Below are 18,048 nucleotides of genomic sequence, written 5' to 3'. Positions count from 1 at the left end.
GTGCCAGGAAGTCATCCAGAAGAGACACCGCAGCCCAAAGGGTGCGAACCGGCCGGTAGTGCCTGGCGATCACCCGTTATCCGATTTTGACATCGCTGGCCCCCCGAATGGGGCAGTCCGGATGGCAAGATGCGCAGACCGCACGAGGTCGCGGCCCACGAGGAAGTGTGCTGCGGCGTCGGCCGTGTTTTTGCGTGATTGCCGAGTTACCAGTCGGATACCCCCTCGACCGCAGGAGGAACGAGCAATGACCGCAAGCACCACCCCCCGCCCGGCTGCTGCCAGGAGTCGTTTGGCCGCCGTCGGCGCGATCGCGGTCGCCGGCACCCTGCTGCTGACCGGCTGTGGCGACCAGCGTGACATCAAGACCGGTGGCAACGGTGCCGCCGACACCGCCGCGGGCTCCAACGCTCCTCTCTTCGCCAAGCTGCCGAAGAAGATCCAGGACGCCAAGGTCATCAAGGTGGGCTCCGACATCGCCTACCCGCCCGTCGAATTCAAGAAGGACGGCAAGGTCGTCGGTATCGACCCGGACATCGCCGCGGCCATGGGCAAGGAGCTCGGGGTCAAGGTCCAGTTCGAGAACGGCACCTTCGACGCCCTGCTGACCGGTCTGCGATCCAAGCGTTACGACATCGCGATGTCCGCGATGACCGACACCAAGGACCGCCAGGAAGGCATCGACCCCAAGACCAAGAAGAAGGTCGCCGAGGGCGTCGACTTCGTCGACTACTTCCAGGCCGGTGTCTCGCTCTACACGAAGAAGGGCGACACCAAGGACATCGGCGGCTGGTCCGACCTGTGCGGCAAGAAGATCGGCGTGCAGCGCGGCACGGTCTCGCACGACCTCGCGAAGTCCGAGTCGGAGAAGTGCGAGAAGGACGACAAGGACGCCATCGAGATGGAGGCGTTCGACACCGACCTCGAGGCGCAGACCCGCCTGAAGGCCGGCGGCGTCGACGCCGTCTCCAGCGACTTCCCGGTCGCCGCGTACGCGGTGAAGACCTCGGGCGGCGGCAAGGACTTCGAGCTGGTCGGCGAGCAGGTCGAGGCGGCCCCGTACGGCATCGCAGTCTCGAAGGAGAACACGCAGCTGCGGGACGCCCTCAAGGAGGCCCTCGAGGCGATCATCAAGAACGGCGCGTACGAGAAGGTCATCAAGACCTGGGGCGTCGACGCGGGCGCCGTCAAGGAAGCCAGGATCAACGGCGGCTCCTGACCCCTTCTCGTCCTGACCTCGTACGGCAACGCTGAAAGGCATCACCCGTGACTGACTCCCCCGACAAGCCGGGTTCCGGCAAGCCGGAGCCCGGGAAGGGCGCCGCAGGCGCCGAGGGCACCCCTGAGAGCGGCAAGGCCGAGGCCGCCGAGCCGGCCAAGGCCGGCAAGGCGGAGGGCGCCGAGCCCGAGCCGGCCGACAAGCCGGAGCCGGCCGAGCCGGCGGCTGACGAGCCCGCGTCGGACGCACCGGCGGCTGGCGAGTCCGCCGCTGACGAGCCGGCCTCCGACGAGGCCGAGCCCGCCAAGGCCGAGCCCGCCGAGCCCGCCAAGACCGAGCTCACCAAGTCGGACAAGTCCGAGAACCCCGGCAAGTCCGAGAAGCCCGGCCCGGACGCCCCCGGCGAGGGCGGCGGCGAGGCCGAGAAGAAGCCCGCCGGGGCCACGGCGGCCGGCACGTTGCCCGAGGCCGTCAAGGCGATCCCCGTCCGGCACTACGGCCGGTGGATCTCCGCCGTGCTCGTGGTGGCGCTGCTCGGCCTGCTGGTCAACGCGTTCGCCACGGCGAACGTCAACTACAGCGCGATCCCGGACTACCTCTTCGACTCGTCCGTGATCTCCGGCCTCGGCAAGACGGTCCTGATCTCGGTGCTCGCCATGGTGCTGGGCCTGGTACTCGGCATCCTGCTGGCCGTCATGCGGCTGTCGAAGAACCCGGTGACGTCATCGGTCTCCTGGCTCTACATCTGGTTCTTCCGGGGCACCCCGGTCTACGTCCAGCTGCTGCTGTGGTTCAACCTCGCGCTGATCTTCCCGTACATCAACCTCGGCCCGATCTACCGGGACGAGATGAGCGACTTCATGACCCCCTTCATGGCCGCGCTGCTCGGCCTGGGACTCAATGAGGCCGCCTACATGTCGGAGATCGTCCGGGCGGGCATCCAGTCCGTCGACGAGGGCCAGACCGAGGCCGCGCACGCGCTGGGCATGAGCCAGGGCAAGACGCTGCGCCGGATCGTGCTGCCGCAGGCGATGCGCGTGATCGTGCCGCCGACCGGCAACGAGTTCATCAACATGCTCAAGACCTCGTCGCTGGCGGCGAGCGCGGCCCAGTACCTCGAGCTGCTGCGGTCCACGTCCGACATCGGGCAGACCACCGGTGCGACAGTGGAGATGCTGTTCCTGGCGGCCACCTGGTACCTGATCCTGACCAGCGTCTTCAGCGTCGGCCAGTTCTACCTCGAGCGGCGTTACGCCCGTGGCTCGCTGCGCAGCCTGCCGCTCACCCCGTGGCAGAAGGTCAAGAAGAACCTGTCCACCTTCAGCCACCGTTCCCCCGGAGGTGTCAGCGCATGACCGCGATGGTGAAGGCCGAGGGCGTCCACAAGTCCTACGGCGCGGTCCAGGTCCTCAAGGGCATCGACCTCGAGGTCGCCCCGCGCGAGGTGTTCTGCCTCATCGGCCCCTCCGGTTCGGGCAAGTCCACCTTCCTGCGGTGCATCAACCACCTCGAGCAGGTGAACGCCGGACGGCTGTACGTCGACGGCCGGCTGGTCGGCTACCGCGAGCAGGGCAACAAGCTCTACGAGCTGAAGGACAGCGAGGTGGCCCGCAACCGCCGGGACATCGGCATGGTGTTCCAGCGCTTCAACCTCTTCCCGCACATGACGGCGCTGGCCAACGTCATGGAGGCGCCGATGCAGGTCAAGGGCGAGACCAAGGCCGTGGCCCGGGAGCGCGCCAAGAAGCTGCTCGACCGCGTCGGCCTCGCCGACAAGGCCGGCAACTACCCCTCCCAGCTCTCCGGCGGCCAGCAGCAGAGGGTCGCGATCGCGCGGGCGCTGGCGATGGAGCCGAAGCTGATGCTCTTCGACGAGCCGACCTCGGCCCTCGACCCCGAGCTGGTGGGCGACGTCCTGGACGTCATGCGCGGCCTCGCCGAGGACGGCATGACGATGATCGTGGTCACCCACGAGATGGGCTTCGCGCGCGAGGTCGGCGACTCGGTGGTCTTCATGGACCAGGGCGTCGTCGTCGAATCGGGCAACCCGCGCGACGTGCTGACGAACCCGCAGCACGAGCGGACCCAGTCGTTCCTGTCCAAGGTGCTGTAGCGGGAGCGCGACCCGGTGATGCGGGGCGGTACGGGCGGTGGCCCGTACCGCCCCGCGGCCGTGTAATACCCTCGATTCACAGGGGGCTATTACTGACGACTGACCGACGGTTGCGTAAGGACCACACGTGGAACTGGCCTACTACTCGGACTACGCCGTGCGGCTGGTCAACACCGAGGTACCCTCCCGCGGCACCGACGTGCTCACCTCGCTCGACGCGGTGCGCGAGCTGCTGGGCCCCGACTCCCAGTCGGCCCGCCGGCTGACCGACGGCGACCTGACCCGCCTGCGCGGCGTACGCGCCCGGCTGCGCGCCGTGTTCGAGGCGGCGTCGGAGGGCGACGAGGTACGGGCCGTCGACCTGCTCAACGCGCTGCTGATGGAGTTCCCGGTCAGCCCGCAGATCTCCGGCCACGAGTACCGGGACGAGGACGGCCGCCCCAAGTGGCACATGCACATCGCCGACCACGCCGTCAGCGCCGCCGCCTCCTACACCGCCACCGCCTGCATGGGACTGGCCGTCCACCTCACCGAGCTGGGCGTCGACCGCCTGGGCATCTGCCAGGCCGCGCCCTGCCGCAACGCCTACCTCGACACCTCCACCAACCGCTCGCGCCGCTACTGCTCCGACCGCTGCGCGACCCGCGCCAACGTCGCCGCCTACCGGGCCCGCAAGCGCCTGGGGAACGGCCGCTCGGAGGAGCGCGCGGAGGACGCCCGTACGGGCCGGAGCGCCGAGACCGCCCACGACAGCAGCGCGGTCGCCGAGCGCTGACCGCGCCCGGGGGGCCGGCGCAGCCGCACCCAGGCGCGGGCCACCACGAACTCGTCCGGCACCGTGCCGAACTCCCGGCTGTCGTTCTCCACCAGCGGATTGTCGCCCGTCACCCACCAGCCGCCCTCGCGCCGTTCCACCGCGCGCTTGACGATCAGCAGGTCCTGGCGGAACGGATGCCGCATCACGACCACGTCACCCGGCCGCACCGCCGCCCCGTACCGCACGACCAGCTGGTCCCCGGGATTGAGGGTCGGGACCATCGACGGGTTGTAGACCTCGGCGAGCCCGATCCGCAGCAGTCCGCGACGTTCACGGTCCAGCTCGTGCCCGCGTTCGTCCACCTGCTCCTGCACCACGGCACCTCCGCGTCCTTCCGCAACCAGTCCTCCGGTCCCAGCCTGACACCGGACTTTCGTCTTAAGCCCCCCGGGGCACCCGAGAAAAGCCTTCCCGCACCGAGTAATCTCGCACCTGAGAAGACGATCACGAGGAAGGACAGCACATGCTCTCCCGCCTGTTCGCCCCCAAGGTGAAGGTCAGCGCCCACTGCGACCTGCCCTGCGGTGTGTACGACCCGGCCCAGGCCCGCATCGAGGCGGAGTCGGTCAAGGCCGTCCAGGAGAAGTACCAGGCCAACGAGGACGCGGCGTTCCGCGCCCGTGCCATCATCATCAAGGAGCAGCGCGCCGAGCTGGCCAAGCACCACGTCTCGGTGCTGTGGAGCGACTACTTCAAGCCCCCGCACTTCGAGAAGTACCCGCAGCTGCACCAGCTGGTCAACGACACCCTGAAGGCCCTGAGCGCCGCCAAGGCGTCCACGGACCCGAAGACGGGCGAGAAGGCGCTGGAGCTCATCGCCGAGATCGACCGGATCTTCTGGGAGACCAAGAAGGCCTGAGCCCGGCTCACGCCCCCCGGGGCGCCCCGGCATTCCGACCGCGCCCGGTCCCGTCGTCCACGCCGACGGGACCGGGCGCGGTCCGTTGTTCCGCGGCCTCCCGCATCGGCCCCGGATGCCCGATGTCTGACAAAAGTCATGCCGGACCGTGGACAGACTGCTCTGCCGCGGCACGGGGCCGGCCGGTGATTCTGTATCCGTCCCCAGAAGGGGCGACTGCAGAACGACGGGGGAGCCCAGCCATGCACACGGCCACGACGACCGAATCCATCCGGAAACCCGCGGTGCGCGAAGCGGCCGACCGCCGCAGGGCGCTGGCGGAGAGCCTGGCGCCGCTGCTGGTGGACGCCGTGCTGCCGATGGTGGCGTACTACGTGCTGCGGGACGGCTTCGGTATGAGCACGCTGGCCGCACTGGCCTGGAGCAGCACGCTGCCGGCGGTCCGCACGGTCTGGTCCGTCGTCAGGCACCGCCGCCTCAACGGCCTGGCCGCGCTCATCCTGACCGTCAACGCCATGGGCCTCCTGCTCACCATGGTCACCGGCGATGTGCGCCTGATGCTCGCCAAGGAGAGCGCGGGAACGGGCGTGGTCGGCGCGGTGGTCCTGGCCTCGGTCGTCGCCGGGCGGCCGCTGATGACGGTGGCGATACGCCCGTGGGTCACCCGGGGCGAGGCCGTGAAGCAGGCGGCCTGGGACCGGCTGATATCCCGCTCGGCCCGCTTCCGCCGAGCCGAGCGGTTGTTCTCGACGGTATGGGGCGCGGCGCTGCTCGCGGAGGCGGTGGCCCGGGTGGTGGGCGCCTACACCCTGCCGGTGGACACCATGGTGTGGCTGGGCAATGTGATTCTGGCAGTGGCGATCTTCCTGGCGGTCGTGGTCTCGGGCCGCACGTCGATCGACCCGATGGAGAAGATGATCGAGGCCGAGACGGCCACGCCCTGACCGTCGGCAGGAGGACGCCGCTGACCGGCTCGCGTCCTCGGGACGTCAAGGTCCGTCCGCGTGGCTTAGCGTTGACACATGTCCGCAATTGATCAAAGCCGGGCGGCGGGGGTACTGCTGCTCTGCCGGGCCGAGCCCGACCGTGTCCGTCCGTCCGCGCAGCTCCTGCGCGAGCCGCTGTTCCTCGCCCCGGCGGGCGAGGAGTGGAGCGTGCTGGTGCCGGGGGAGGAAGCCTGGCGCACGGAGGGGACGAACCTCGCCGCGGTCACGGCCGAGTGGGCGCACGCCCTGACGGTCGCCGAGGCCTGGCCCACGGTCGGGCTGTGGTGGGACGAGGAGGGCGCGGGCTTCGTGGTGGCGGCCGGCTTCCGCCGGACGGTGGGCTACACCTGGCTCGCGGACGGCGCCCCGCTGGGGGAGGAGGGCGCGATGACGGCCCTGCGGAGCCGGCTCGGTCTCGACCCGGTGCTGGACGCCGAGGCCATCGACCGGCTGACGCAGCCGGACTCCGACGCGGACGCCGCGGCGCGCGTGCTCGGGCTGATCGCGGTACTGGCCCGCGTCGGCCTGCACCTGCCGGCCGGCATCGGGCCGGGCACGAGCGCCGCGGCGCTGCGCGCGGCGGCCCAGGCGGCGCCGTCGGCCGAGGCCGTGGAGTGGCCGGGCTGGCGGGAGGCGGTGCGCAGCGGGCTCGACGTGTCGGAACAGGGCTTCCTGGGCGACTGGATACGGGGCCCGAAGGCGCGCGCCCTGGGGGCCGCGGAGATCGCGGCCGGTGTCTCGCTGCTGGTGTTCGCGCGGCGCCGGTCCGGTGGTTCGCGCCGGAGGTGGGCCGCGGCCGGGTCGGTGCTCGTCGCGGACGGGGCGCTGACGATCGCGTACGACGCCTGGCGCTCGCGCCGGGGGTGACCCGTTCCCCTCGTGGGGTTCTTCGAGGCGGCCGGGGGACGGGGCGTGCCCCGGCCCCCGGCCTGACTCAGGGTGGTCCTACGAGTCCTATTCGTCGTCCTCGTCGTCCAGCCGCGCCAGCCACGTCGCCAGGCGCTCGACCGGGACCTCGAAGTCGGGGTTGAGGTCGACGAACTCGCGGAAGCGCTCGGCGATCCAGGCGAGCGAGACCTCCTCGTCGCCCCGCCGGTTCTCCAGTTCCTCGATGCCGCGGTCGGTGAAGTACAACGTGATCTCCGTTGGGAATGGTGGGCAAGGCTGCACTGCAGCCCAGGATAGGCGGCGGCCCCGCCGGCCTTGGCCAGGACCTCTCGCGCCGGTGCGATCAGAGGACTAGCCTGCTGCATCCATCGCGGCGACGCCGCGAACGCGGTAACGGGGGTGGCGCGTGACCGAGGGGATCACTCAGCTCCGGCTCGACGACGGAACGGTCGTCTGGGCACGGATCACCGAAGCTCAGGAGCTCGCGGGCGAGCCGTCCGCGAGCCCGTACGAGGACTCGAGCGCGGCGCGGCGCGTGGCCGACATGGCGGGTGGTCTCGCCGACGTCGTACGCGGCGTCACCGGCTCGCTGCGCATGGGCCTGGCGGCAGCGCGGCCCGACGAGGTCACCGTCCAGTTCGGCATCGAGCTGGCCGCCCAGGCGGGCCGGGTCGTCAGCCTCCTCGCCGACGGCACCGGCAAGGCGTCCCTCACCGTGTCGCTGACCTGGAACGAACGTACCCGGCAGACCGAAGCCACCGACCGGACCGAAGGCGTCGACCGGGCCGAAGAGAGGGAACGGACCGGACGGGCCGCGCGGACCGAGCCGGGGCCCGCACCGGCCCCCGCCGTTCCTTGAGCGCCCTGGAGGGGACCGCGCGCCGTGCCGTCGTCCGCATCTCCGAGCGCGACGGCGGGTATGACCGAAGCGGCGCCCGGTTCTGGGGCAGCGGGTTCTTCATCGCCCCCGGATGGGTCCTGACCTGCGCCCATGTCGTGGGGAACGGGGGTGGCGACGTGCTCCGCGGCGAGAGGGCCGTCGACGTCACCGACTGGCACGACCGCACCACCGAGGGCCGGGTCGCCCTCGCCCTGCCCATGCCGGAGGAGCCCGACCGACCGCCGAGGCCCTGGGCCATGCCCGACCTGGCGCTGCTGAAGGTCGACGACGCCGACGACGCCGAGTGCCTGTGGCTGAGCGACCGTTCCACGATCGTGCCCGCCGACATCAGCCTGCACGGCTGGTCGCGGGACACCGGCGAACTCGCCCCGCGTCACGGCATCGGCACCGCCAGCGGCGGTGACGGCCGCGACGGCACCGCCATGCTGCTGCGCGGCGAGATCCCGGTCGCCGGCTGCTCGGGCGGCCCGGTGGTGGACACCGGACGGGGCGCGGTCATCGGCGTCAGCAAGGGACGGGGCAAGGACACCGCCGGCCTGGCCGTGCCGATCACCGCGCTGCGCCGCATCGCCGACGACCGGCCCGGCCGGGACCGGCTGCACGCCATCGTCCGCGCCCACGACCGCCACCACTTCGACCGCTACCGCGCCCTCGGCACCGGCGGCAGCTGGCCCGGCCTCCAGCAGCGCCTGCGCGAGGCGGCGCTGCGGGCCCCGGCGGGCGGCTTCACCCCGCGCCTGCGCACCCACCTCTTCGCCCGGCTCGCCGAACTGACCCCGCCCGGCACGCCCGGCGAGGTCATGCAGCTGGTCGGGGACACCAAGCGCCGGGTCATCCAGGACCCGTACCAGCCGGGCGTCGAGCACGACCCGCGCACCTGGCGGGAAGGCGTGGGGCTGCTGTACGACCTGCGGGACGGCGGCCGCGCCAAGGAGCCCGCCCCCGAACGGGACCTGGAACTGGAGGCCGTCCTGCTGTACGCGGCCCGGGTGGCCGCCGCCGTCAGCCGCCTGGGCCACGACCGGGACGTGCCGCACCTGCGCGACCTGAGCGGCTGGCTGACCGGGGAGGCCGAACCGCTGCCGGACGTCATACGCGAGGAGATCCAGCAGATACTGCACGGCGGCTCCGCCGCCCCCGCCGCACTCCTCGAGCCCGCCCCGGCCGGCACGGTCGAGCTGCGCAAGCCCGAGCGCCGGGACGTCGCCCCGGGCCCCCGCCGCGATCCCTCCCGCCGCCGGGGCGACGTGATCGTCGAGATCGACACCCTCCTCTACGGCGACCGCTACCCCTGGCGCGTCAAACTCCTGCTGGAGGACGGGGTGATCACCCCGCTGCGTTCCGACGAGGAGGGCGTGCCGCGGGCCGGGCTGCGCGAGGCGCTGCGCGAGCCGGTCGCCGCCGCGCTGCTGCAGGGGGACGTCGGCGAGCACCTGGCGGAGCTGCGGGTGGTGCTGCCGCGCGAGCTGTTCGACGAGGCGCTGGACGAGTGGCGGCTACTGCCGCCCGGCGCCGGCGAGCACGGGTTCGACCCGCACACCATGCCGCTCGGCCACCGCCGCGTGGTGGTCCTCCAGGACCGCAAGCGCCGCGACCGCCCGGCGACCCCCGAGTGGCGCAGGCGTTTCAACGGTACGAACCAGGGTCCGATGACCGCCGTACCGCTGCGCCGCGAGGCGCCGGTGCAGGGGCACGACGGCCCGCGCCGGGAGGGCGGCCACGCGGCGTACGGACGGCTGTCCGAGGCGGCCGTCACCGCCGTGCCCGTGTACTGCGGCGAGGTGGCCCAGGGGGCCGGGGCCATGGCGATGGACGCGGCGCTGGCCGCCGGGCACGCGGTCGTGCTCTGGCGCAGATGCGCCCCGGGCCATACGGATTGCGCCGAATTCCACGAGCGGGCCGCCCGACTGGTGTGCGAGGCCGGGACCGCCGAAGGGCTCCACCGGCGCATCCGCAACCTCCGCATCCGCTGCGGCGACCCCGACTTCCCCGACCCCGACGCCCTGTGGGCGCGTTCGGTCGCACTGCTGTCCGACGATCCGGATCGTCCGCCGGGGTCCGACACGCCGTTGCGCGCCCCCGGCGCCCGGTGGGACCCATGACCGTGAAGCAACGTCAAGTCCATGCCAGGGGAATCCGAAAGGGGTCGGCAGGGCAGTGTCGTGACGGTACCTTCGAGCAGGGACGGCAGCGGTCGCGGCGGGGGCGAGGCCCGGGTACGGCAGGCATCGAGGTCATCACCAGCTACGAGGAGCCCAGTGTGAACGATTGGCGCATCTATCGGGGAGCCGGCCTGCCGCACGACGGAATCCGCCGCCTGCCGCCGCCCCCGCCCTGGCGCGACTTCGCCTCCTCCGGACCCGACGCCGGAGCCGGCACCGACCCCAGCGCCGCCCGCCGGCTCGGGGTGCTGCGCAGGCTGGTGGAGAACCACCACCCGCGCCCCGAAGAGGTGGAGGCCGTCAACGCCGCCCTCTACCTGCGCCGCCCGCTGCTGGTGACCGGCACCCCCGGAACGGGAAAGTCCACCCTCGCCCACGCCGTCGCCCACGAGCTGGGCCTGGGCCGGGTGCTGCGCTGGCCCATCGTCAGCCGCACCACGCTGCGCGACGGCCTCTACCACTACGACGCCATAGCCCGCCTGCAGGACGTCCAGCTGGAACGGGCGGGCGGCGACGGCGGCGGCGAGCGGCGCTCCATCGGCTCCTACGTCCGGCTCGGCCCGCTCGGCACGGCCCTGCTGCCCGTGCCGCAGCCCCGGGTGCTGCTGATCGACGAGCTCGACAAGGGCGACCTCGACCTGCCCAACGACCTCCTCAACGCCCTGGAGGAAGGCGAGTTCCGCCTCCCGGAGCTGGAGCGGATCGCCGACCGCGAACCGGTCGTCGAGGTGCTCACCGACGACAGCGAACGGGCGGAGATCCACGGCGGCCGGGTGCGCTGCACCACCTTCCCGCTGATCGTCCTCACCTCCAACGGCGAGCGCGACTTCCCCGCCGCGCTGCTGCGCCGCTGCATCCAGCTCGACCTCGAGCCGCCGCGCGAGGAACAGGTGACGGCCATGGTCCGGGCCCACCTGGGCGACGACGCGGTGAGCGACGACGACGGCCTCATCCAGCGGTTCCTGGAACGGGAGCCCGGCGAGGTCATCGCCGCCGACCAGCTGCTCAACGCCCTCTTCCTCACGCAGCACGCGCCCCGCACCGAACGCGTCACGCGCGACCGGCTCGCCGACATGCTCATGCAGCCACTGGACCGTCCGAGGTGATGAGAGATGACGGCGCCCCCCGACCATCGGCTGGGGGAACTGGTCGCCCGGCTGCGGGCCGCGGCCTGGGACCTCACCGCGGAAGAGCTCGCCGACGCCGTGTGGCTGGCCCAGTGGGTCACCCCCGGCGCCGGGCACGAGGAGACGGCGGCCGGTGAGCCCCCGGCCGGCGCGTCCCCCCGGCCGCCCGGCCGCACCGCCGGAGCGGACGCGGCGGGACGTCCCGGGACGCCGGAGACCGGGCGCGCGTCCGGCGCCGCGACCGGCGGAGGCGAGGAACGGACGGGCGGGCGCCGGGCGGAGCGGTCCGGCCCGGTGGCCCTCTACGCCCGGGGCGGCCGGCGCGCGGGCCACGGCGACGAGCCGGGCGGGCAGCGCGGCGGGACGCGGGGCGAGACCTTCCCGATACGCATACCGATGGCCGCGTCCCTGCCCGGCCTGCTCGGCCTCCAGCGTGCCCTGCGCCCCCTGCGCGGCTACCGCGTCCCCGGCGCCCCCGTCCGGGGCCCGCTCGACGAGAACGCCACCGCCGAGGGCGGCGCCTCCTCCGGCGTCCTGGAGCCCGTCTACCGGCCCGGCGAGCCGCGGGCGGCCACCATGCACCTGCTGATGGACGCCTCCGCCTCGATGGTCGTCTGGGAGCGCATGCTGGAGGAACTGCGCCAGACCTGCGCCCAGTTGGGCCTCTTCCGCGACGTACGCGTGCGCTACCTGCACCGCGGCGCCGACGGCGAACCGCTGATCGGCACCACCGCCGTGCCCGGCGGCGCCGGCCGGCCGCACCCGCGCGCCGCCCAGCAGTTCCGCGACCCCACCGGACGCAGCCTCACCCTGGTCATCAGCGACTGCGTGGGCCGGCTGTGGCAGGAGGGGCGCGCCCAGCGGCTGCTGCACGACTGGGCGCGCACCGCGCCGCTGGCCGTCGTCCAGCCCCTGCCGCCCCGCCTGTGGCCGCGCACCGCCCTGCCCGCCGAGGCCGGGACGCTCACGCGCGACGCCTCCACCGGCGGCCGGACGCGCTTCGAACCCGAGGACTACGGCCCGCCCCGCCCCGCCGCCGCCCTGCCCGTACCGGTGCTGCTGCCCACCCGGGACGCGCTGGGCACTTGGGCCCGGCTGCTGTCCGGGCCCCACCGGTCCGCCGTACGGGCCGCCGCCGCGTGGCTGCTGCCCGACCACCCGCCCCGGACCGCGCCACTGCCCGCTCCCGGCGAGCGCGACCGGCGCGAGGCCGGCGAACTGCTGCGCGCCTTCCGGGGCGGCGCCTCGCCCGGCGCCCTGCGGCTGGCCGTGCACCTGGCGGCCGTGCCGCTGACGCTGCCGGTCATGCAGGTCGTCCAGCGCGCCATGCTGCCCGACACCGGCCCCATGGAACTGGCCGAGGTCCTGCTGAGCGGCCTGCTGCGGCGGCTCCCCGACGACAGCACCGCCACCGATGCCGGAACCGGCCAGGAGGCCGGGCAGTCCTACGAGTTCGCCGACGGCGTCCGCGAGATCCTGCTGCAGTCGCTGGACCAGAGCGCCGCCGCACTCGTCCTCAAGCACTGCTCCGACTACGTCGAACGCCACTACGGCAAGGGCGCCCGCAACTTCTCCGCGCTCGCCGCCGCCGCGCTGTCCGGCCGCCCCGTCCAGGACGACGACCCCGACCCCTCCGCGCCCGTCCGCGCGGAGGCGGCGGCCGAGCCCGAGCTGTTCGCCGAGGTCCCCGCGCGCGTGGTGCGCTGGTACCAGCCGGCGCCCACCGGCAGCGGCCCGGTCGACGAGGCCGAACGGCTGCTGCGCCTGTGGCACGTCCAGGCCGACCCCACCCTGCTGCACGAGGCCCGCGACCGCGCGGGCCCCCTCGCGGCCGCCCCGCTCACCGCCACCGGCCCCGGCGGCCCCGCCGACGGGATACGGGCCCGGCTCGTCCTCGGCCGGGTGCTGCGCGCGCTGGCCGGCACCGAGTCCGTACGCCATGACCCCACCCAACGGCACACGATGCTGACGGAGGCCGTCGCCCTGCTCACCGAGGCCCACGACCACACCGACCCCGCGAGCGAGCCGCACACCGAGGCCGCCCTCGAACTGGCGGCCACCCAGCACGCCGCCTGGCTGGCCGACGGCGACCGCGAACGCCTCCTCGCCGCCGAACGTGTCCTGCGCGCCCTGCCCCCCGGCACCCCGGCCCGCCACCTGCGCCTGGGCCGCGTCCTGCTGGCCCTCGCCCAGGCGGGCGACCCGCCGCACGCCACCGAGGCGGCCGCCGAACTCCTGGACGCCTGCCGACTGCTGGAGGCCGCCGACGCCCCGGACATCCGCCGCTGCGCCGCCCTCCTGGACCTCGCGCGCGCCCAGCGGCTGTCCGGCGCGCCCGCCGGCACCACACTCGCCACCCTCGAGCGCGCCGCCGCTGCCGCCGTCGACGCACCCCAGCGGCTGGACTGCCGCACCGAGCAGGCCCGCGCCCACGCCGCCGCCGGCCACTGGCCCGAGGCGGACGAGGCCTACGCCGCGGCCGTCGCCCTCACCGGGACGCACAGCCCCCGCCGCTGCGAACTGCTGGCGGAGTGGGGCGAGTCGCTGCTGCGCCGCGCCGAGGCCGCGGGCGATCAGGGCCCGGTGGAGGGCGTCGGACGGGCCGAGGCCGTACTGCGCGAGGCGTTCGCCGTCAGCCCCGGCCGCTCGCCCCGGCGCTCGTACACCCAGCTGCTGCTGGGCCGCGCCCTGGTGCTGCGGTTCGGCCGGCAGGGCTTCCTGCCCGACCTCTACGAGAGCTGCCACCTGCTGGAACAGGCGGCCCGCCGCGCCCCGGACGGCGCCACCCGCGCCGAGGCCTGGCTGGCGCTGGGCACCGCCCGGCTGACGCTGAGCGAGCACTCCGCCGCGATGCCCGTCGCCGACGCGGCCGCCGCCTTCGACACCGCGGCCAAGGAGGCCCGGCGCCTGCCCGCCGGCGACGGACCGGGCTCGGTGACCGCCGCGCGCGCCCTGCACCGCTACGGGCAGGCCCTGGAACGCATGCGCATGCCCCGCGCGGCACTGGCCGCCTACCGCGACGCCCGGCGCGAATGGCAGGACCTCACCGGGCGGCTGGCCGAGGTGCCCTGGGACGAGGTCCGGGCGACCCGGGAGAGCGTGGCGCGCCTCGACGGCGGATGACCGGACCCGGCGCCACCGTGTTTCTGCGACACGGGCCCTGGGAAGAACCGTGCAGCCGCGGGGGCCACTCCCCGGCGGAAGGCGGCAGGAGGGAGAAGCAGGTGCCAGAGCACGAGAACGCCGCTGAGGCCGTACGGGACGAGGCACCGTGGGTGCCCGCGCTGCCCGACCTCACCGGCACCGGCCTGCGGGCCTTGCGCGAGACGGCGGACCCCCTCCTCGCGGCCGCGGTGGAGCACGCGCTCTCCCGTCCGGCGGAACTGGCGGAGACCTGGTTCTCCGGCGGCGGCGAGACCCACGCGCCCGACGCCACCTGACCCCGGCCGCGACACGCCCGTTCCGGACAAAGCGCTCCGGCAGGCGGAATGAGGTGTGGATGACCGTCGCACGGCTGCCGCACGCGGCCCTGGCACGCCTGGCCCGGACCCGCTCCGCCCCCGGCGACCTGGCCCTCCTGCGCGACGGCGCGCACAGCCGCCGCCTGGTGCTGCTCAAGTCCCTGCTGACCCGGCTCGAACGGCGGCCCGGCGCGGTGCCCGGTCCCGTCCGCGAACGCTTCGAGGCGCACTGGCGGTTACTCGAGCGCATCGAGGCCCGCTGTCCGGGCCCGGTGCGCGACACCCTCGGCTACCCCTCCGTGGGCCACTGGCTGGCCCGCACCCTGGCCGCCCCCGACGGCGACGCCCTCGCCCGCGGCCTCGGCCACTTCGGCGCCGTCACGGCCGCCGCCGCGCTGCGCGCCCCAGGCCCGTTCACCCTCGAGACGGCCTCCCCGGACGGCACGCTCGCCCTCCCCGGAGCCGGCCTCCTCGAGACCGGCGCGCCGGAGGTCCGGCTGACCTCCCACGGCCGCACCGCCCGCCTGACGGCCGCAGGCCGGCGCACCGGGCCCGTCCTGCTGCGCGCCCCCGGCCGGATCACCGGCACCGGGCCCGGCTGGCGTGGCCTGAGCGCCCTGCCGGGCAGCGACGCCGTCCTGGACGACCTCGACCCCTACCGGGCCCCGCCCGAGGGCGTGGGCCACGCCCTGCTGCCCGCCGCACCCCGGTCCGCGACCGCCCGCGAGCCCTGGGCGCGGCACTTCGGGGCGGCACTGGAGCTGATGCGCGCCGCCGACCCGGCCCGCGCGGCGGAGGTGGGGGCCCTGCTGCGCTGCCTGGTGCCGCTGGCCCGCTCGGGCCCCTACGGACCGGCCGCCGGCGGGGTGAGCGCCACCCACCGGGCCGCGCCCGGCGCCGTGCTCGCCTCGCCGCCGGACACCCCGGCCCACCTCGCCGAGGTCCTCGTCCACGAGACGCAGCACAGCAAACTCGCCGTCCTCCACGACCTCCTGCCGCTGCACACGGCACCGCCGCACGCCGTGCACCACGTGGCCTGGCGCGCCGACCCGCGGCCGCTGGCCGGGGTCCTGCAGGGCACCTACGCGCACCTGGCGCTGGCCGACTTCTGGGCGCGGGCCGCCCGCGGCGGCGCGAACGCGCGGGTGGCCCGGCGCGACGCCGGGACGCGCCGCGATTCCTGCCTCGAGCAGGTCGCGGAAGCCCTGCCCATCCTGCTTGAATCAGCTGAACTGACTCCCGCGGGCCGGGAGTTCACCCACGGCATGGAACGGCACCTCGCGGACCTGGGGCGGTGGCGCGATCCGTCCGCGGCAATCGGCGCTACGTCACCACGCCGTGACGTACAGTGAATTCGCGTCCGTGCCGGCTCCTCGGCCGGCGCAGCGCGAAGGAACAGAGGGAGACGTGCGGATGGCCACGCAAGGGCAGGTCAGCGAGCATTTCGTCGTCGTCTTTGCCGGATACCACCGGCCCTGGGCCACCTGGATCGGCCACCGGCTCGAGAGCCATGGCCACCGGGTCACCCTGCAGCGCTGGGATCCGCGCCGGGACGTGCCGCTGGAGACCGCGCTCGGCGACCTGCTGCTGGCCTCCGGCCGGATACTGCTGGTCCTCAGCGACTGGTTCTTCCAGCTGGGCCCGCGCCGCGAGGGGGAGTGGAACGAGGCCCTGCGCGGCGTCGTCGCCGCCAACGCCCAGCGCTTCGCCGCCGTCAACCTCACCAACCGCACCCTGCCGCCCGCCACCGCCGTCCTGGAACCGGTGGACCTGTGGAGCGTGGGCGCCCAGGAGGCCGAGCGCCGCCTGCTGACCCGCCTCGGCCTGCCGGCCGGGCCCGCCCGCCGCCCGCTGCCCGCCGGCCCCGGCTCCCGCTACCCCAACGACCCGCCGGCCGTCTGGGGCGAGGTGCCCCGCCGCAACGTCCGCTTCACCGGCCGCGACGACCTCCTCAACGGCCTCCAGCAGCACTTCATGGACGCCGAGCAGGGCACCGCCGTCGTCACGCTCCTGGGCATGTCCGGCATCGGCAAGACCCAGATGGCCGCCGAGTACGCCCACCGCTTCAGCTCCGACTACGACGTCGTGTGGTGGGTGAACTCCGACACCCGCGGCACCCTGCGCGAACGCCTGGGCGAGCTCGCCCCCGAGCTCGGCCTGGCCAGCGGATCCGAACCCGGCGAACGCATCCGGGCCGTCGGCGAGGCGCTGCGCCGCGGCGACCCCTACGGACGCTGGCTGCTGATCTTCGACGGCTGGGACGACATCGACGGCGCCGAGGACATGCTGCCCGAGGGCCCCGGCCACGTACTGATCACCTCCCGCAACCGCAGCTGGAACGACAGCCGCACCACCCTGGTGGAGGTGCCCGGCTTCGACCGCCACGAGAGCACCGGCTACCTGATGCGCCGCGCGCCCCGCATCACCGCCCCCCAGGCCGACGAGGTCGCCGCCGAGCTCGGCGACATCCCCCTCGCGCTCGTCCAGGCCGCCGCCTGGCTGGGGGAGTCCGACATGGACGTCGAGGACTACCTGCGCATGGTGCGCGACGGGGAGCTGTCCGAACTCGCCGACCAGGCGGGCTTCGACGGCGTCCCCCGCTCCTCCCTCACCTCCTGGTCGATACTGATCAACCGGCTCCGCGAGTCCCAGCCGCACGCCGTCGAACTGCTGTCCCTGTGCACCTCGTTCGCCCCCGGCCGCATCCCCATCGGCCTGGTCCGCCACCTCGCCGCCGCCGACCTGCCCGAGAGCCTGGGCTGGCTCGCCACCGACCTCGCCGGCTGGACCCGCGCCCTGGACACCCTCGTCAACTACTCGGTCTTCACCCGCGACACCCGCAGCGCCCTCCCCGGCGAGGAACCGGGCCCCGAGCAGGAGTCGGTGCACATGCACCGGATCGTCCACGACATCGTCGGCCGCCTCACCTCGCCCGAGGACCGCAAGCTCCACCGCCTCGTCGTCCGCCGCATGCTGGCCGCCGCCGACCCCGGCAACCCCCAGGACTCCCGCCTGTGGCCCCGCTACGCCGAGCTGCTGCCGCACCTCGAGCCGTCCGGCGCGCTCGGCAGCCGCGACGAGCGCGTCCAGGAGACCGTCCTGAACCTGCTGCGCTACTGCTTCCGCAGCGGCGAGTTCCGCACCGGCGTCGAGCTGGCCGAGCAGGTGCGCGAGCACTGGTCGGAGCTCTACCCGCCCGAGCACCCGCGCATGGTCGAGCTCACCAACCAGCAGGGCAACATCCTGCGCGCCGACGGCCGCTTCCGCCCCGCCTACGAACTCGACCGCGACCTCCTGGAACGCCTGCGGGCCACCCCCGACGCCGACGGCACCGCCACCATGACCGCCACCAGCTGCCTGGCGGCCGACCAGCGCTACCTCGGCCAGTACACCGAGGCCCTGCAGATGCAGCGCGAGGTTCTGGAGACCTCCCTCGAGCTGCTGGGCCCCGACGACTACCTGACCCTCCTCGCCCAGCACAACCTCGGCGTCGGCCTGCGCCTGGTCGGCCGCTA

16 protein-coding genes are annotated in these 18,048 nt (G+C 74.0%); 14 read left to right on the top strand and 2 right to left on the bottom strand.

All coding sequences use genetic code 11. The features are described from left to right. Positions 1-247 precede the first annotated feature (247 nt). The 4 genes from ACIG36_RS25885 to ACIG36_RS25870 all read left to right on the top strand — a co-directional run bounded on the left by ACIG36_RS25885 (position 248) and on the right by ACIG36_RS25870 (position 4,107). The gene (locus ACIG36_RS25885; RefSeq protein WP_399932395.1) at positions 248-1,219 is read left to right on the top strand and encodes an ABC transporter substrate-binding protein; all 972 of its coding nucleotides are present in this window, start codon (positions 248-250) and stop codon (positions 1,217-1,219) included. 458 nt (positions 1,220-1,677) lie between these two features. After that, the gene (locus ACIG36_RS25880) at positions 1,678-2,574 is read left to right on the top strand and encodes an amino acid ABC transporter permease (RefSeq protein WP_399933358.1); all 897 of its coding nucleotides are present in this window, start codon (positions 1,678-1,680) and stop codon (positions 2,572-2,574) included. Continuing rightward, complete coding sequence (locus ACIG36_RS25875) at positions 2,571-3,332, top strand: amino acid ABC transporter ATP-binding protein (RefSeq protein ID WP_399932393.1); 762 nt, start codon at positions 2,571-2,573, stop codon at positions 3,330-3,332. The genes ACIG36_RS25880 and ACIG36_RS25875 overlap by 4 nt, the downstream gene beginning before the upstream one ends. A gap of 127 nt (positions 3,333-3,459) precedes the next feature. Continuing rightward, positions 3,460-4,107: a CGNR zinc finger domain-containing protein gene (locus ACIG36_RS25870; RefSeq protein WP_399932389.1), complete on the top strand. Its 648-nt coding sequence runs from the start codon at positions 3,460-3,462 to the stop codon at positions 4,105-4,107. Here the strand turns inward: ACIG36_RS25870 and sodX are convergent. After that, positions 3,993-4,463 (bottom strand): nickel-type superoxide dismutase maturation protease, encoded by a 471-nt coding sequence (gene sodX, locus ACIG36_RS25865; RefSeq protein WP_399933355.1) that lies wholly within the window; start codon positions 4,461-4,463, stop codon positions 3,993-3,995. The genes ACIG36_RS25870 and sodX overlap by 115 nt on opposite strands. 149 nt (positions 4,464-4,612) lie before the next feature. Between sodX and sodN the strand changes: the two genes are divergently transcribed. From sodN to ACIG36_RS25850, 3 genes are all read left to right on the top strand, one after another. Continuing rightward, positions 4,613-5,008 (top strand): superoxide dismutase, Ni, encoded by a 396-nt coding sequence (gene sodN, locus ACIG36_RS25860; protein ID WP_399932386.1) that lies wholly within the window; start codon positions 4,613-4,615, stop codon positions 5,006-5,008. 242 nt (positions 5,009-5,250) lie between these two features. Continuing rightward, positions 5,251-5,952, top strand: a complete 702-nt coding sequence (locus ACIG36_RS25855) for a VC0807 family protein (RefSeq protein WP_399932383.1) — start codon at positions 5,251-5,253, stop codon at positions 5,950-5,952. Positions 5,953-6,030: 78 nt separating this feature from the next. Next, a complete protein-coding gene (locus tag ACIG36_RS25850) occupies positions 6,031-6,861 on the top strand; it encodes a hypothetical protein (protein ID WP_399932380.1) in 831 nt (276 codons plus the stop codon). Between the two features lie 87 nt (positions 6,862-6,948). Here the strand turns inward: ACIG36_RS25850 and ACIG36_RS25845 are convergent, their stop codons facing one another. Further along, positions 6,949-7,128 carry a DUF6104 family protein gene (locus ACIG36_RS25845; protein WP_399932378.1) on the bottom strand — a complete coding sequence of 60 codons (180 nt, stop codon included), beginning with the start codon at positions 7,126-7,128 and terminating at the stop codon, positions 6,949-6,951. A gap of 160 nt (positions 7,129-7,288) precedes the next feature. Between ACIG36_RS25845 and ACIG36_RS25840 the strand changes: the two genes are divergently transcribed. From ACIG36_RS25840 to fxsT, 7 genes are all read left to right on the top strand, one after another. Next, positions 7,289-7,741, top strand: a complete 453-nt coding sequence (locus ACIG36_RS25840) for a CU044_2847 family protein (RefSeq protein WP_399932375.1) — start codon at positions 7,289-7,291, stop codon at positions 7,739-7,741. Further along, positions 7,738-9,885 carry a trypsin-like peptidase domain-containing protein gene (locus tag ACIG36_RS25835; RefSeq protein WP_399932372.1) on the top strand — a complete coding sequence of 716 codons (2,148 nt, stop codon included), beginning with the start codon at positions 7,738-7,740 and terminating at the stop codon, positions 9,883-9,885. Before ACIG36_RS25840 ends, ACIG36_RS25835 begins: the two co-directional genes overlap by 4 nt. 158 nt (positions 9,886-10,043) lie before the next feature. Continuing rightward, a complete protein-coding gene (locus ACIG36_RS25830) occupies positions 10,044-11,051 on the top strand; it encodes an AAA family ATPase (RefSeq protein ID WP_399932369.1) in 1,008 nt (335 codons plus the stop codon). A 6-nt stretch (positions 11,052-11,057) separates the two neighbouring features. Beyond that, the gene (locus tag ACIG36_RS25825; protein WP_399932366.1) at positions 11,058-14,195 is read left to right on the top strand and encodes an SAV_2336 N-terminal domain-related protein; all 3,138 of its coding nucleotides are present in this window, start codon (positions 11,058-11,060) and stop codon (positions 14,193-14,195) included. Positions 14,196-14,296: 101 nt separating this feature from the next. Further along, positions 14,297-14,512 carry a hypothetical protein gene (locus ACIG36_RS25820; RefSeq protein ID WP_399932363.1) on the top strand — a complete coding sequence of 72 codons (216 nt, stop codon included), beginning with the start codon at positions 14,297-14,299 and terminating at the stop codon, positions 14,510-14,512. Between the two features lie 59 nt (positions 14,513-14,571). Then, the gene (locus tag ACIG36_RS25815; RefSeq protein WP_399932360.1) at positions 14,572-15,885 is read left to right on the top strand and encodes an aKG-HExxH-type peptide beta-hydroxylase; all 1,314 of its coding nucleotides are present in this window, start codon (positions 14,572-14,574) and stop codon (positions 15,883-15,885) included. A gap of 61 nt (positions 15,886-15,946) precedes the next feature. After that, positions 15,947-18,048, top strand: a 2,102-nt coding sequence (gene fxsT, locus ACIG36_RS25810) for an FxSxx-COOH system tetratricopeptide repeat protein (RefSeq protein ID WP_399932357.1), incomplete at its 3' end; no start/stop codon positions are given.

It is taken from the genome of Streptomyces sp. NPDC053048, from assembly GCF_044547045.1.
Classification (GTDB): domain Bacteria; phylum Actinomycetota; class Actinomycetes; order Streptomycetales; family Streptomycetaceae; genus Streptomyces.
The sequence above is the reverse complement of the archived record's forward strand: the minus strand, read 5'-3'. Positions and strand labels throughout refer to the sequence as shown.